This window comes from Acidithiobacillus marinus, assembly GCF_002847505.1.
GTDB classification, from domain to species: domain Bacteria; phylum Pseudomonadota; class Gammaproteobacteria; order Acidithiobacillales; family Acidithiobacillaceae; genus Acidithiobacillus; species Acidithiobacillus marinus.
This window is the reverse complement of sequence record NZ_MXAV01000006.1, coordinates 82,835-97,305: the sequence shown is the minus strand read 5'-3', so window position 1 is coordinate 97,305 and position 14,471 is coordinate 82,835. Positions and strand designations below refer to the sequence as shown.

Genomic DNA, 14,471 nt, shown 5'->3' with positions numbered 1-14,471 from the left:
GTCCTATGGCGAATAATCGCCCGAAAACCCTGTTGAAACGCCCGAAACTACTGATTACTGCTGTTGTTGCTGCGTGCTTTGGTTTTACCCTGGGTGCCACTGAATGGGCACAGGCCGATGCCACCCCTAGTGCACCCGCCTTATCCATCAACACCAACACCGCACCCCAACAGGCGCTGGTTGCCCTTCCCGACTTTACCCCCATCATTGACCGTTATGGTCCGGCAGTGGTCAACATCAGCAGCACCACCAATAAAGTCATTCACCAGCAGAACAATCCGTTTCCGCCAAACTCTCCTTTTTACCAGTTTTTTCAGCACTTCGGCGCACCCGGACAAGCTGGTCCCAGCCATCAGCAGCACGAAAAAATTCAATCTCTGGGGTCTGGATTTATCATCAGCCCGGATGGTTACATTGTCACCGCCGGTCACGTAGTACGGGGTGCCAATCATATTGTCGTCACCCTGACCAATCATCATGCCTATCCAGCCAAACTGATTGGACTTTCAGTACGCTACGACACGGCCCTGCTGAAAATTGATGCCAAGGATCTCCCCACGGTTCCCATCGGCAATTCTGATAACCTGAAAGTCGGCCAGTGGTTGCTGGCTGTAGGTGCGCCTTTCGGTTTTTACAATACCGTCACCCAGGGGGTAGTCAGCGCCATGAACCGGCCGCTGCCTGATGATGAATACATTCCTTTCATCCAGAGTGACGTACCGATCAATCCCGGCAACTCCGGTGGCCCGCTCTTTAACATGAAAGGCCAGGTGATCGGCATCAATGATCAGATTTATACCAATAGCGGCGGATACATGGGATTGTCTTTCTCCATCCCCATCAATACCGTCATGCGCGTGGTGCAGGACTTCAAGGACCATAAACCCATTCAGTTCGGGTACCTGGGTGTCGAAGTGCAGGATGTCACGCCGCAAATGGCCCAAGCCCTGCATCTTCAGGAACCGGTCGGCGCCCTCGTGGCTTCAGTGATGCCGGGCAGCCCCGCTGCCAAAGCTGGCATTCAGCCCGGTGATGTCATTGTGACCTATGACAGCAAACCGGTTTACAACGTCGGCCAACTGCCGCCCATGGTCGGCAACACGGTTCCGGGTACCCATGCCAGCGTCGGCATTCTTCATCATGGCGTCGCGGAAACCAAAAATGTTCTGGTCACCGCCCTGCCGAAAAACATGGATGAACAGCCCAGCAGTACCCAACCGGCAGCGCCTGCAAAGACCCTGAAAATCAGCCGGATGGATATTCATGTTCAAAATCTGACTCCAGACATTGAAAAACAACTGGATGTTCACCATGGTGTCGTGGTGGTGGGCGTCAGTGAAGGCCCGGCTGCGGAGGCGGGACTCATGCCCGGAATGATCATTCAGCAGATCAATCAGCACGATGTCCAAAATGTCAGCGACCTGGCGCGTATTGTCGCCGGGTTGCCCAAAGATCAACCCATTCCCATGTTGGTCCGTCAGGGTAAAGCGAGCATCTATGTGGTCATTACCCTGGCAAAGGACTAGCACATGATACCTCTGCACTCGTGTTGCCCCAAAAACTAAAATGGACAAAGACTCTTTCCATCCACAGTGACAAGACCATTGGGAGCCTCTTTCGCAGATTGGACAGACAAACCCCTTCAGTTCGGTGGCCTTGGTCTGGGTACGGGCCCGGTGAGCATATCGCTAACACTGGTTATTCTGATGCTGCTCATCTACTTGATAATTTACAGAGTAGATGATCCCAACTGAAATTTAGGCAATTGGTCCATCTACAGATTCTTCATGATGGAGATATAGCTGGAGTCCGACCGTAAGGTTCACTATTCGGAATGGCTCAGTATAGAGAAGGATATGGACTCCGGCAAAATTTCACGCTTTTTGAATCCAAAACAGTCTGAAATATTGAGCCCGCATCCCTGCATCTCATGAGGACATCATTCCCCGCATCATCGCAGGCATGCCCTCTTTGACAAAGCGCGTAATTTCACGCGCGTGGGCATGAATCACCTGGATCATTTCCGGATCTGATGATGTTTCTGTCACCGCCACCCCATCCTTGAGATAGTCCAGTTTTCGCTGGTATAGCGTTGGATGAGCAAACATGACGGGAACGCTTCGACTGGCCGGATAGGGGAAAGGTTGGTCTTCCGCCAGGCGCTGATACATCTGGGTCACATGTGCCTGGAGTAAAGCAACTGTATGTGGTACGGCTGAAATCGTGACCGCGTGTATCCCATTGGGCAAAAAAGTTACTTTGCGATGCACCTCTGCATGCACCTGGAACAACTCCATCCCGGTACGCATGGGTCCACGATTCTCCGGTGACATCATGGCACGCATGCCTTCGTGGTCATGGTCATTACCCTCCATCATGTTTCCCATCATGCTGCCCATACCAGAAGCATTAGCCCGGTCTGCCTGTACATAACCTGCTATAGCCAGTGCCGACAATATCGACTTCAACAACTGTCTTCTGTCCATGACATTTCTCCTTTTCTGAGTATTACCGCAATCTTAGACGACGCCGTTGCCATAAGGCATATAGAGCAGGGATAACGAGCAAGGCTAGCAGCGTTGCGCTCAACATGCCGCCGATAATAGGTGCTGCAATCCGTTTCATCATATCAGCGCCTGTGCCCTCGCTGAGCATGATGGGCAGCAGGCCCACAACGACCAGGGTAAACGTCATGGCCAGCGGGCGCAGGCGGAGCATACTTCCCTCCATGATCGCCAGCTGCAGATCGTGCCGGTTTTGCAAGGCATCGCGGGCCCGCCGATGCTGCAGAGCCTCGTCCAGATAAAGGCTCTCCGCCCAGGGCAAATGCTCGCGCACTTCGTGCCAAGCTCGCGCGACGTCCCGTTCCAAAAGAACGCGCGCTTCCTCTTCGGATATCCCTTGGGCGATCAGATTGCGGCCATAGCCAATGGTGGGGTTACCCTGAACCGTATAGCCGGGGACGATCTCATGCCCTGTTGCATCGTCGTAGACGAAGCGGCGATAGGATTCTTGAGATTGGAGTTGAGAAAGTAGCCTAATCACTATTGACCACCAGAACTGTCGGCAACAGGGGCGTATCGAGTAATCGCCAACCATTTGGTGTCCATGGCCCTTATTAGCTTGAACCCAGTTTTGCCGCAGACTTTGCGGCGATAGCGTTTACGATCGATCTGGATGAGGACACGCATGCCGTGCATGGATGTATCTGCGCATGTCTGAAGTGGGCAGCCACGGCGATTAAGCGCACTATAGCGGGTGGGGCAAGCAGTAGAAATTTGTCGCCTTTCGCCGCGACCTGGTAATGATCACCGAGATCCTGGACGTGGCGGATAGGGAGTTTAGGAAGCTGCAGAATTTCAGTCATGAGCGTCTATCCAACCGGGAACAGATCATGAACAGCCAGCCACAACACAACGACAGACAACAACACACCGGGAACAAGGCCGGAATAGTTCATGCTTTTTGCAAAGATGACTATTTGTCTGAAAATATGAGGTTTGTAACACTGAGAGATACTGCGGTTACGGCAAACGGCCGTTGTGCAAATAAAGCTGCTTTTTTTCAGCTTTTTCCGGTACATAACGTTCCCACAGAAACCCATAGTCACCTGCACAGTCCATGCAGACAACAATGGCACCGCATTCACCACAAAAGATTCAAGATTTTTGCTTCCGGTTGGTACCCATAACATTGGCGGCATCACTGAGAGGATACAAAAAACGATGGATAACGGTGTTAACGGACCAAAAAGAAAAGACACAAATGCTACAGCGTAGAGCCGTTTTGATAGCGCCCATACCCATGTAAAGAAAAATGCAGGATATGAAAAGCCGTATTTAACTTCGATATCGCTTTGACCACGGTTTTCTACCCTTTTGTAGATTGCGTACCAAGTCACAATGCCGTATCACCTCGTAGTTTATTTTGATGCATCAGAAGCTACAACGTGAATACTGAATTATTTTCCTATAACAAACGCACCACCTTTGTATCCGGCACTCCAAAGCGGTTCGTCTGCCTTGAATCTTTGCAAGAATGTTCCCGGATGCAACGCAAGCACAGCGGCATTTCCAAGAATCGCTATCAACTCAGGTATCCCTTCTGAACGCTCATAGACTCCAACTCCATAATTTGCGGCGCACACATACTGCGTATAATTTATGTTTGGCTTGTTCGGTATTGGCCGCTGATAATCGAAAGTTCCACCGTGCCACAACGCTGGAAATATAGCCCACCAAGGTGCGTGAGATGCATACCACGACTCCAATCTGAAGCTGGCATAAGGAGGAGCATAGAATGCTTGATGTAGGACCGGGTCATAATATAGTTGTGAACCAGGAAGCAATCTGTTCGTAACAAGTAGTCCGGCATAATCGGAATAATTTGATGGATTGTTATCGGAGTAGGTGTATTTATTGTCCAATATGGTTAGATTTACTGGGTCCCTACTAATCCACCGCCCCGCCTCCGGATCGTAAACCCGGAACACCGCCAGATACAGCCCACTCTGCTCGTGGAAGAACAAGCCGGCATACCGGTAATCCGAGGCCTTGCCGATGAATGGCGGCAGCCTCGTCTCGGTCACCCCATAGGGCGTGTAACTCATCCGCGCCTTAACGACGTGATCCTCCCCAACCGTCTCCCGCACGGAACCCAAGCGATCCCGCACATAGTACAGCTTGCGGCTGCCGTGGATCTCACCTTGCTTGTAATACCAGGTGGCCTCCGCCCCGGTCTGCCCGCGCAACAACTCGGTTCCATCCCACAGGAAAGTCGTGGTCTCGCTGACCGTACCGTTTGTCTCCGTCATGATCGCCCGGCGATTCAGGCCATCGTATTGGAATTGACTATGCTTCTCGGGCTGATCCATATAAGCGATAGCCACAAGGCGGTTCTCAGCGTCCCAGGTATAGGTGCGAACCCCATCGCTGGTCAGATTCCCATTGGCATCGTAGGAATACGATCGGTCGTTTCGCTCCACGATCTCGTTCACGTCGTTGTAGCTGGCTGTCCAAGAGCCTTCGGGGGCCTGCATCGAAGTGATATTGTCCGCTGGGTCGTAGCGATAATTCGTTACTCCACCAGGGTACGCGGCTTCATTGGTCAGGCGTCCAGCCGCGTCATATTGGTAGGACTTGTATTGCGGAATGAGTTGCCCCCCGATGTCCGTCGCCTGCACCACCCGGTCCTCCGGATCGCTCTGGTACAGAAAATCCATGACCTGCAAGGGAAAGAGCGCGTTGTGGTGAATCGCCCGCAGTTGCCGGGATTCGTTGAGCGGCCCATAGCGGAAATAGGTGTCCAGGACTCCGCCAATGGAAAGCAGCGCCGTGGGCAGGTCACTCTGCCCGGCGTACTCGTACTGGAAACTGCCTAAGGGGTTAGTGATCGAGAGAAGCCGGCCAATCAAGTCGTATTCCGTGCTCTCCACCACGTCGCCGACACGGCGACTGACCTTGCGGCCCAGGGAGTCGTACTCCCAGTCGATAGCACCGTGGGGGGTCGTTTCCTGCCCCACCTGCCCTGCCCCAAACTCGCCGACGGAATTGTAGGCGTAAAAGGTCGTGCCGATCCCATCGGTACGGCTCTTGATGCGGGGGTAATCCTCACCGTAAGTGAATGACACGTTGGGGGTGTCCACCAGAGTATCGGTATAGGCGATCTCGCTCACCCGCTCATCGATGGTGTAGGTGAGGGTTTTGACTTGGCCCATGGCGTCGGTCACGGTGGCCAATTGCCCCGTGGCCGGATCATAGGTATAGGTTTCCTTGGTGCCATTGGCGTAAATTTTCGCCGTCACACGATTTTGGATGTCGCGCTCCCAGGTGGTGACGTTACCGGCCGGATCAGTCAGCGTGGTGAGATAACCCGCTTCGTTATAACCGTAACGGGTGACGCGACCCACGGGATCGGTGACGGCGATGAGGCGACGCACCGCATCGTAGGCGTACCGAGTGGTCTCGCCCAGACGGTTGGTCTGGCTCACGAGATCCAGCTTGTCGTAGCCGTAGGTCCGCGTCGTGCCATCGGGATAACGCACCTCGGTCAGCCGATTGAGCGCATCGTACTGGAATCCCAAGGTGTAGCCCTCGGCATCGGTGACGCTGGCGACACGGCCATAGGCATCATAGGCAAAGCGGAGGGCGGTCACGGCGTTGGCGTTGACGACTTCCGTCAGGTAGCCCTGGGTATCGTAGCGGTAGGTCGTGACTTGTCCCAGGGCATTGGTAACCGTCAGGGGCTGGCCGGCATCGTTGTAGGTAAAGGTGGTCTGCTGGCCGGCGGCATCGGTGATGGTCAGGGGCAAGTGGCGATGGTCGTAGGTCGCCTGAAAAAGCACGTCCTGGCCACTAGCGGTTTTCTGGGCCACCTCGATGAGATCGACGCCATTCGGCGCGTAGGTAAAAAAGGTTTCGCGTCCGGCAGGATCGGTGAAGCTCGTGATGTGCCCATAAGCTCCGTAACCAATCTGGGTGAGCTGGGTGGTTCCGTCCTCCAGTACCCGCCCGATGATCGAGGGAAGATTCAGGGTACCCGTCGCCCCGCCCCAAACCTGGCCGGGGTAGTTGTACCACACCCGGCGGGTGAGCGGATCTTTCTGGCTTTCTATCACATCCGAAGAAAGGCTGGTGTTGGGTTCCCAATGCAGCCAGTGGTAGAGGTGCGCATTGGCGTAATCCACCCCGCCGTGGGCGTAGGCGTGGGCGTCCCAAAAGAACGAATTGCGGTCCATGAGATAGGCATTGAACAGGTTCATCCCCGACGGGGCGATAGGATCGCTGAACTCGATGGGCGCGTTCTGGGTGAATTTGAGATAAGACGTCTCTCCCAGGGGATCAGTCATCTCCAGCCAGAGGGTGGTGCCATCTTCTCCGTACTGGAACGTGCTCTTACCATAAGGCGTCGTCAGGGCCTCGATGAAATCGCCACTGTCGTAGGCGAAACCTGACACCATACCCATGACATCGGTTATGGATACGAGCCGCCCGGTATCGTCGTAGGCGATCCGCGCCGAGCGCCCGAAAGGATCGGTAACTGCCGTAACGAGGAGAGGGTTTTTGGGGTCACCATAGGTGAAGGCGGTCTTCTGACCCAGGGCATCTGTGATCTCCGTCAAACGGAGTTCGCCATCGTAACTGAGACTTACGGTGTTGCCAGAGGCGTCGCGCAACTCTGACAGCAACACATACCGGGTACCGCTCGTTGCCCCGTTACTCTGGGCGTAGATCTGTTGACTCCCGTCGGCCTTGGTGAGCACGTAACGTACCGGGGTCTCGCTCACCAATTGCAGGACCGCGCCATTGTCGGTTTGGGGCGTGAACTGGCCGGTCGCGCTGTCGTAGCCACTGTAATATTGGGTGCCACCGCCGGGAATCGCGCGGCTCACATTGTTGCCAGGATCGCCGGGGATGTCCTGAATCCACGCCAGCCAGTTGCTGTTCCACTTGGGACCAAAATTGAAAAAGGGGAAATTGGCCGGCTGACTGTCTTCCCGCTGCGCGTAGGTCATCTCCAGAGCAATAGCCGGTCCCTTGGGCGGGGTGTACCCCAAAGGGATGTCTTCCATCACCAGGGACACCGTGGCGGCGTAAGCAGTGTAGGTCGCCATACCGGTACACTTCTGGGGCTTGGTGGGTACCTTTGTGGACTCTTTCTTGTTCGCCCCGGGCTGCTGCCCCGACACATACCCGCGCCCGAAAGTGGCAGTCTTCTCCTCAGGGGTGGCCGCACGGAATCCCGGCGCGACGGTTGATGCCAAAAAGAACCCACTGCCTTCGCTATCTAGCGTATCCTCCGCAATCCAGCGGTCATTGGGGAACACGCTGTCCCGAAGAAGATAGCGACCGTCCCGATAATCCAGGAGCGTGGCAAAGTGGCCCACCTTCCAATGCACAACAGCGGGCGTGGTAACCGGCGTTTTCGCATCCTCCCGATGCACCGCCTGCAAGACGATGCCAACCTCTGTCGCCAATTGCTCCAGATCCAGAAGGTTCAGCCCATCGATACCGGAGCGGGCACTTTCCAAGGTTTTCAGGATCGGCAGGGCCGGTGATGGTTCTTTCGCCAGCAACACTCCCTTGAGGGCGGCTGCACCGCAACGGTGCGCCACACCCGTCTGATTACGCAGACTCCACAACGCGATTCGTGCCGCCGTGCGGGCCTCGGTAGCGGCTCCCCGCATCGAACGGGTATCCGCAATCCGCAGCCAGCGGTCGAGCGCCGTCACATCCCCCAGTCTGGCGGACAGCCTGAGCAATTCGCCTAACGTCCGGTCCACCAAGGACCTCATCTGCGTCTCCTGCACATCCTGACCGGCGAGAAACGCTTGTTCGAGCCAACGGAGCGCAACGGAAAAACACGCCTGTTCCACCGCAAGGATGCCCAGGTTCGCTTGCACGGCTATTGCCCATGCGGAATCCGGGTGCTGCCCAACAAACGTTTCCAGCGCCGCAAACGAATCAGGCCGCCCGCTGCGTTCCCATGCAGTGATGGCGGCCTGAAGTTCGGAGGCTTCCGCTTCCCCCGGTTCTCCTTGAGGGATCAGGGGTTCCGGAAAGGGGTGATGACCCTCGTTGAGCAGTGCGGCATTCGGATGGCTGGGCATATAAGCTTCTCCTTACGTTAACCTTGTCAATGACTTGAGTGAAAGATAGACGATCCTCAGAAAAATGCAAATGAACTTTTTGTGACAGTCAACCAAGACATCGTTAACCGGCGATCATGGATGGACTTGCCGAGCATTGGGGAAACATAAGAATCGTCAAAAACAAGATATTGCACAGTCATTCCAAAGCGGAGATGACCAACGAACAAGCTTTAGCCAAAAATCAAAAATTATGAATACGTCGAATACGCTTGCCATGCTTGGTACATGAATTCCCAAATAGATGTAATGGGCTAGTAATAGCGATCAAATACCGATTTGCCCCTGTTGACTTTTTGCCGATGAACACAAGCTTTCCGTGGGGAGCAATTGCATATATCTCAATTTGATGAAAACCACCTTGGGCCACCATCATATAATTACCTGATATCGTCATGGTATCACAGCCACGCAAAATCTTGGAAGGAAGACTCTGAACCAAACGGTATCCACCGTCATTTGTCACATGATAAACATTCAATGCCCCGTTGGTGCTTATAGTGTAGACAATTCTTCCGCCGCAAATGATTTTAGCACCCTTTACATTTGCCGCTCTTAGTGATCTAGACTGTATTTGGTTGCCCGTCTGTAAAGAAATTCCTGAAAGTAATACTTTGCGGTTCGTAATGGATGACACCAACCAGAGCATTCGGCCTTTATTAACGGGACGACTATAACTCGAACGATAGGCTTTTCTTGCTAAGCTTCGCAATGGCAAAAGAATATGGTCATCACCGATGGCAGAGGTTAAAAACAATTGTGGGCCACTCTTTAGATAAACAAGTCGCATTCCTGAAATTGCCATATTATGGATATCGAATTTTTTAACAGCGCAAGGCTTGCCCAGCCTGAACTCGATACGATAGATTGTAGATCCCAAAAGTGATGACGAGAAAATGTAGCGACGAAATGGAACCAAGAACCATGGAGAGTAAGGAACATTCTCTGACACCAAAGACGCAATAGAAGAGTTCGATACTAAAAATTGCGCAACAGTCCGTGCTGCCGCATTACTTACAAAAACCTGGTTTCCTGCTACTGCGACATTTTGCGGGTTACCACGCACCCATCTGGAAATAGCATTTAACGTCACTGTTCCAGAACGATGGATTTCAAAAGATTGCACCTGATATTGACCCAACCCGTTGCCAAATAAGCAGGTAAAATAACTTAGACTTTCTTGATTTTGGCTCGCAACTGCGCTAGAGAGAATGCTAGCCGCCAATAGAATACCAATGGTCGCGGCGATTCGGTGATTCTTACCGGCCATTTCTGATATGAATGAAATGACCAATTAGTCCAAAAATACAAGACAACCCACCAAACAGGGATAATATTGACACCCCAGTTGATATTCCGACGAGTAGAGATGTGAATCCGGCAATTACAAGGAATGTCCGAAAGCTGCAACTGTTTGTATAGAAGCACAGTTGCGTAAGCAACCTTCCGATAGCTTGAAATACCAAAATGAGCGGGTTGTCCAAGTTCTTTTACCCTACCCCAAGAAGTGCTATCTCGATAGCGTCCTCCCAATCTGCAGTAGCTACTGTGATGCAGGTCTGGGCGGTTTCAAGTTTGAAGTGCAACACCGCAGTTTAACTCCCTGATTTGCCGTGCCATCACTTCGGCTGGCGTTTGGAATCCCAAGGATTTCCTGGGCCGGTTATTGAGTTCCTCCGCCACCTGAGTCAAACGCCGTTGTGAATATTCGGATAAGTCCGTGCCCTTGGGGAAATACTGACGCAGTAGGCCATTCGTATTTTCATTGGTCGGACGCTGCCAGGGGCTATGTGGGTCAGCAAAATAAACACGTATGCCCGTATTTCGCTCCAGTTCCTGATGCCGAGCCATTTCGCGGCCCTGATCATAGGTGAGCGTTTGCCGGAAGCTCTTGGGCAGCGTACGCAAACGCCGCGTAAAGCTTTCCAGGATCGCCTCTGCCGTAGCATCCTCCACTCGCGCGAGGATGACGAAGCGACTGCTACGATCCACTAACGTGCCAATAGCACTGGCATTGAATGCCCCCTTGATCAGGTCGCCTTCCCAGTGACCGGGTACTTCGCGGGCTTGTGCTTCCTCCGGGCGCTCACGGATCGAGCGCATGTTCGTGATCCCGCCACGACGGTCTTTACCTCGTGTGCGGGGCTTGCGTTTGCTGTGCCCTCTGCGCAGCCCTGCAATCAATGTCTTGCGCAGTTCACCCGCCGGGTGGGCATAGATAAACTGGTAAATAGTCTCATGAGAGACGTGCCACTGTTTGTCTTCGGGATAGTCCATCCGCAACCTCCCCGCTATCTGCTCCGGTGACCACTTCCTTTGCAGAATAGCGTGTGTCACCGCGAGGGTTAAAGGCGAACCTTCAGTCAACTTCCTGACTCCCTTGCGTCGGCGCCTCTGCGCTTCTTCCCGACCGCATACGGCGTCATAGGTCTCTTCCACACGACCGCGCTGAATCTCCCGACTGATCGTGCTAGGGCTTCGGCCCAACTGCCTGGCAATGCCACGAATACTCAGCCCCTGATTCAATCCACGCTGTATCTGGTTTCGCTGATCGGGCATCAATTGCCTGTATTTTCTGGCCATCTCTCACCTCCGTCTGCCTTCGACCAGAGGTGTTGCACTTCATTTTAGAGCGCTCCCTGATATTCCTCGTTGCCATTCACAACACCAAGCCAGTTGCTAACTTCTTCGTAACCTATCTTCAAAACCGCCTTGATGAAGGCTGATGATGTTGCTTCTGGTGTGAGCAAATCCAGCAACGGCTTGGTGGCCCCCAATGCCTCTGAACATTTAACAATGGATTGCAGAACCGTATTCACATCAACGATTACCTGACTGTTAATCTGGCTTGGTGTTTGGCCGAGCCTGTTTCCGTACAAACTGGTCAAAATCTCGTTGTAAACTGTTTGCTCTTCTGTTGTGACACTCATGAAACATTCTCCTTTTAAAATACATTCAGCATTTTACACGTTTTCCGCACAACGCTCAGTTGTCGCAATACTTCTGGATAAACTCCTGATGCATCACTATCTAGCTACACGGGCTCCACAAGACCATGCAAGTTTCTGATCAGAGTTACCTCGCATCAGATCGTCTGCGCCTCGCGGCCGCCCCGCTTATCCACTGTTCCATCGGAGATTTCAGCATCCCCCGGTCCTCCTTGAGGGATCAGGAGTTCCGGAAAGGGATGGTGAGCCTCGTTGAGCAGTGCGGCATTCGGATGGCTGGGCATATAAGCTTCTCCTTACGTTAACCTTGTCAATGACTTGAGTGAAAGATAGACGATCCTCAGAAAAATGCAAATGAACTTTTTGTGACAGTCAGGGGCTGCAGTTCACGTCCTGTTCGACATGGACCATCCACTGCACTCAGAAAAACGCTCAGACAATACACAGGATTTTACGATTTTGAACATTGGACACGCGCTCGCCCATACACAAGTTATTGCGACTTTGGAACGTGGACATCTCCCGGAAAATCTGGGGCCATACACAACAAATTACGAATACCCCGAAAATTGGGTAAGGGTTCAGTCGATCTGGAAGCTGTGAATCGCGCCCTAAAATCACTGAGCGAACAAGAGATTGGAGATTCTTAAAATGCAGACCATAATTACGCAGCGCAAATATAGCCAAGAAGAAACATTCGTTGCTAAGACCTGGCATGACGGACCTGTCAAAACGGCGAGCATCGACGAGATACCGACGCTGCCGCAATCCGGCTGGATGCCGGTGGGATCAGTCGAGTTTTGCCGTGCAGCTATGATTCATCAGGGTATCCATACCCCTGAGCCAGTGGATTACCCGAATTGCCTGCAATCGTTCATGCCCGAAAAAGCGGCCTTGTATCATTGGGGACAAGCGCAAGAAATCATGGTAAATAAGACTGGCCAGCGTTGGCATGTAAAGCCGTGGCAAACTAAGCTGGAAGAAGATTTATGGGTGTTTGATACCCGTGTCTGGTTGATGCCGTGGCATGATTTTGTGGCCGAACATCGGGTGTATGTATGCGCTGGTGAACTTTTGGGATTAGGACGGTATGACGATGGCGAAGATGATCCAGTATGGAATCTGGAAGCTATCAACCAGATGATCCAGATTTACCAAGACAGCGGTTTTGCGCCCGCTGGATATGGTTTGGATATTGGGGTGTCTGCCATTGATGGAAAAACGTATCTGGTGGAAATCAATGATGGGTGGGCCTTGGGCTTCTATAAAGGGACGTGTTCACCATGGAATTATTTGAAATTGTTACAGGCCCGATGGGTAGAAATGGCGGGTATTTTGGCGGTAATTAAATAATGCCTACCTTCTTCACCAGTGACAGCCATTTTGGTCACAAGAATATCATGAAATATTGCAGCCGACCTTTCGATTCGACAGCAGACATGGACAAGGATTTAATGCGGCGCTGGAACAGCGTCGTGAAGCCGGATGATACCGTGTATCACTTAGGCGATTTTTCATTGCAACCCGCCAAACAGGTCAGCCAGTTGCTTTCTCACCTGAATGGAACCAAACATTTGATTGTGGGCAATCACGATACGGTCAAAGGTGTCCACGGTTGGTCCTCAGTGCAGGATTTGGCAATGACGCATGTGGATGACTACAAGGTTTTCCTCTGCCACTACCCGATGCGCGAATGGCCGGGCATGTGGCACGGCGCTTTGCATCTTTATGGGCATGTGCATGGCAATATGCAGCCGTTACCGGGAAGTATGGATATGGGCGCTGATGTGTGGGGCGGTTATCCAGTCACGTTGGACCAGATCATGAAGGCCATAAAGCCCTTTTCCAAAGATCTGCAGCCCAAGCAAGACCCGTTTCGGGTTTTGTCTTGGCCATAGAAGATGTTAGGTAATTACCACTTTTGTGGTATTATCAATATAACAGGTTAGCGACGGGTATTAATATCATGCAAACCACAACATCTGTGCGTATTGATCAGGCGCTATATGAGTTGGCGCGTTCCGATGCCAGTATTGAACATCGCACCATCGCCGGGCAAATCGAATACTGGGCCAAGATAGGTCGAGCTGCACTCGACAACCCCGATCTGCCAGCGAGTTTTATCGCGGAATCACTGGCTTCCATGGCCGAGCCACGGGAAGAGACAACAGCTTTCGTTCCCAGGTCGCGGACCTGATGCGCTATGAACTTCGCCAGACTCGTCGTTTTGCCCGTGCCTACAAAAAGCTGCATGACAATGTGGTCGTCGATGTGGATGCTGCCATCGAGGTTGTTGCTGCTGATCCATCCATCGGGGAGCGAAAGAAAGGCGATCTGGCGGAATTGCTCGTGTACAAGTTTCGCAGCCAGAATCAATGGTATCTGCTTGGTTACACCGTGGATGATTCGGTGCGCCTGGTCTATCTGGAAGCCATCGGTGCGCACGAGAATTTCTATCGTGATTTGAAACGCTGAAAGGCAAGGATGTTTGGGTTTGGTGAGATCGTTGTCAAGCAAAGAAATTATCGCGGCGGTGAATGGTGCATTGGACGATTCCTGGCAAAGCGCCCAGGAAATCGCGGACAAGCTGCAGATCCGGGTATTCAATGTCCGGGCGGCCATTTCCAGGTTGCATAATGATGGACTGGTCAGTAGTCATGGGGAGAAGCCCATACGCTATCGGCTTCGGGAAAAGCCAGATGAATCCGGACAGGAAACACGTCCAGAATACCGGGGTGAACCTGTGCCCTATATGCGCCAGGGCAGCTATACGCCACGTTCACACCCGACCATCACCATCAGGGATAGTGGAAAGGTATGACGGATCCTGGCAATCGCCAAGATCACCATAGAGCGGCATAGCGCAAGCGTGCCTG

Annotated in this window: 14 protein-coding genes and 1 pseudogene; 7 read left to right on the top strand and 8 right to left on the bottom strand. The window is 52.7% G+C overall.

What is annotated here, in order from left to right; all coding sequences use genetic code 11:
* Positions 1-5: 5 nt before the first annotated feature.
* Positions 6-1,526, top strand: a complete 1,521-nt coding sequence (locus tag B1757_RS02655; RefSeq protein WP_101536842.1) for a Do family serine endopeptidase — start codon at positions 6-8, stop codon at positions 1,524-1,526.
* Positions 1,527-1,592: 66 nt separating this feature from the next.
* Positions 1,593-1,754 (top strand): COG4705 family protein, encoded by a 162-nt coding sequence (locus B1757_RS15005; protein WP_253253671.1) that lies wholly within the window; start codon positions 1,593-1,595, stop codon positions 1,752-1,754.
* 174 nt (positions 1,755-1,928) lie between these two features.
* On the opposite strand, the gene B1757_RS02650 is transcribed toward B1757_RS15005, so the two are convergent.
* The 8 genes and pseudogenes from B1757_RS02650 to B1757_RS15310 form a co-directional block, all read right to left on the bottom strand.
* Positions 1,929-2,486 (bottom strand): hypothetical protein, encoded by a 558-nt coding sequence (locus B1757_RS02650; RefSeq protein ID WP_172437567.1) that lies wholly within the window; start codon positions 2,484-2,486, stop codon positions 1,929-1,931.
* 22 nt (positions 2,487-2,508) lie between these two features.
* Positions 2,509-2,808: pseudogene (locus B1757_RS15975) on the bottom strand (efflux RND transporter permease subunit); the annotation flags it as partial.
* Positions 2,809-3,373: 565 nt separating this feature from the next.
* Positions 3,374-3,901 carry a hypothetical protein gene (locus B1757_RS15000; protein WP_141565701.1) on the bottom strand — a complete coding sequence of 176 codons (528 nt, stop codon included), beginning with the start codon at positions 3,899-3,901 and terminating at the stop codon, positions 3,374-3,376.
* 60 nt (positions 3,902-3,961) lie between these two features.
* The gene (locus B1757_RS02635) at positions 3,962-8,608 is read right to left on the bottom strand and encodes an RHS repeat-associated core domain-containing protein (RefSeq protein WP_010637450.1); all 4,647 of its coding nucleotides are present in this window, start codon (positions 8,606-8,608) and stop codon (positions 3,962-3,964) included.
* A gap of 223 nt (positions 8,609-8,831) precedes the next feature.
* A complete protein-coding gene (locus tag B1757_RS14995; RefSeq protein WP_141565700.1) occupies positions 8,832-9,917 on the bottom strand; it encodes a hypothetical protein in 1,086 nt (361 codons plus the stop codon).
* A gap of 299 nt (positions 9,918-10,216) precedes the next feature.
* A complete protein-coding gene (locus tag B1757_RS02630; RefSeq protein ID WP_101536841.1) occupies positions 10,217-11,230 on the bottom strand; it encodes an IS30 family transposase in 1,014 nt (337 codons plus the stop codon).
* Between the two features lie 44 nt (positions 11,231-11,274).
* Positions 11,275-11,577: a hypothetical protein gene (locus tag B1757_RS02625; protein ID WP_101536840.1), complete on the bottom strand. Its 303-nt coding sequence runs from the start codon at positions 11,575-11,577 to the stop codon at positions 11,275-11,277.
* 155 nt (positions 11,578-11,732) lie between these two features.
* A complete protein-coding gene (locus B1757_RS15310) occupies positions 11,733-11,879 on the bottom strand; it encodes a hypothetical protein (RefSeq protein ID WP_158025114.1) in 147 nt (48 codons plus the stop codon).
* 352 nt (positions 11,880-12,231) lie between these two features.
* On the opposite strand from B1757_RS15310, the gene B1757_RS02620 reads away from it, so the two are divergent.
* From B1757_RS02620 to B1757_RS02600, 5 genes are all read left to right on the top strand, one after another.
* Complete coding sequence (locus B1757_RS02620) at positions 12,232-12,948, top strand: ATP-grasp domain-containing protein (protein WP_253253669.1); 717 nt, start codon at positions 12,232-12,234, stop codon at positions 12,946-12,948.
* An 86-nt stretch (positions 12,949-13,034) separates the two neighbouring features.
* On the top strand, positions 13,035-13,493 hold the full coding sequence (locus B1757_RS02615) for a hypothetical protein (protein ID WP_143484196.1): 459 nt from the start codon (positions 13,035-13,037) through the stop codon (positions 13,491-13,493).
* Between the two features lie 68 nt (positions 13,494-13,561).
* Positions 13,562-13,792, top strand: a complete 231-nt coding sequence (locus B1757_RS02610; protein ID WP_101536837.1) for a ParD-like family protein — start codon at positions 13,562-13,564, stop codon at positions 13,790-13,792.
* Positions 13,792-14,070, top strand: a complete 279-nt coding sequence (locus tag B1757_RS02605; RefSeq protein ID WP_101536836.1) for a type II toxin-antitoxin system RelE/ParE family toxin — start codon at positions 13,792-13,794, stop codon at positions 14,068-14,070. The genes B1757_RS02610 and B1757_RS02605 overlap by 1 nt, the downstream gene beginning before the upstream one ends.
* Positions 14,071-14,101: 31 nt before the next feature.
* A complete protein-coding gene (locus B1757_RS02600; protein WP_101536835.1) occupies positions 14,102-14,416 on the top strand; it encodes a hypothetical protein in 315 nt (104 codons plus the stop codon).
* The last annotated feature ends 55 nt before the right edge of the window (positions 14,417-14,471 follow it).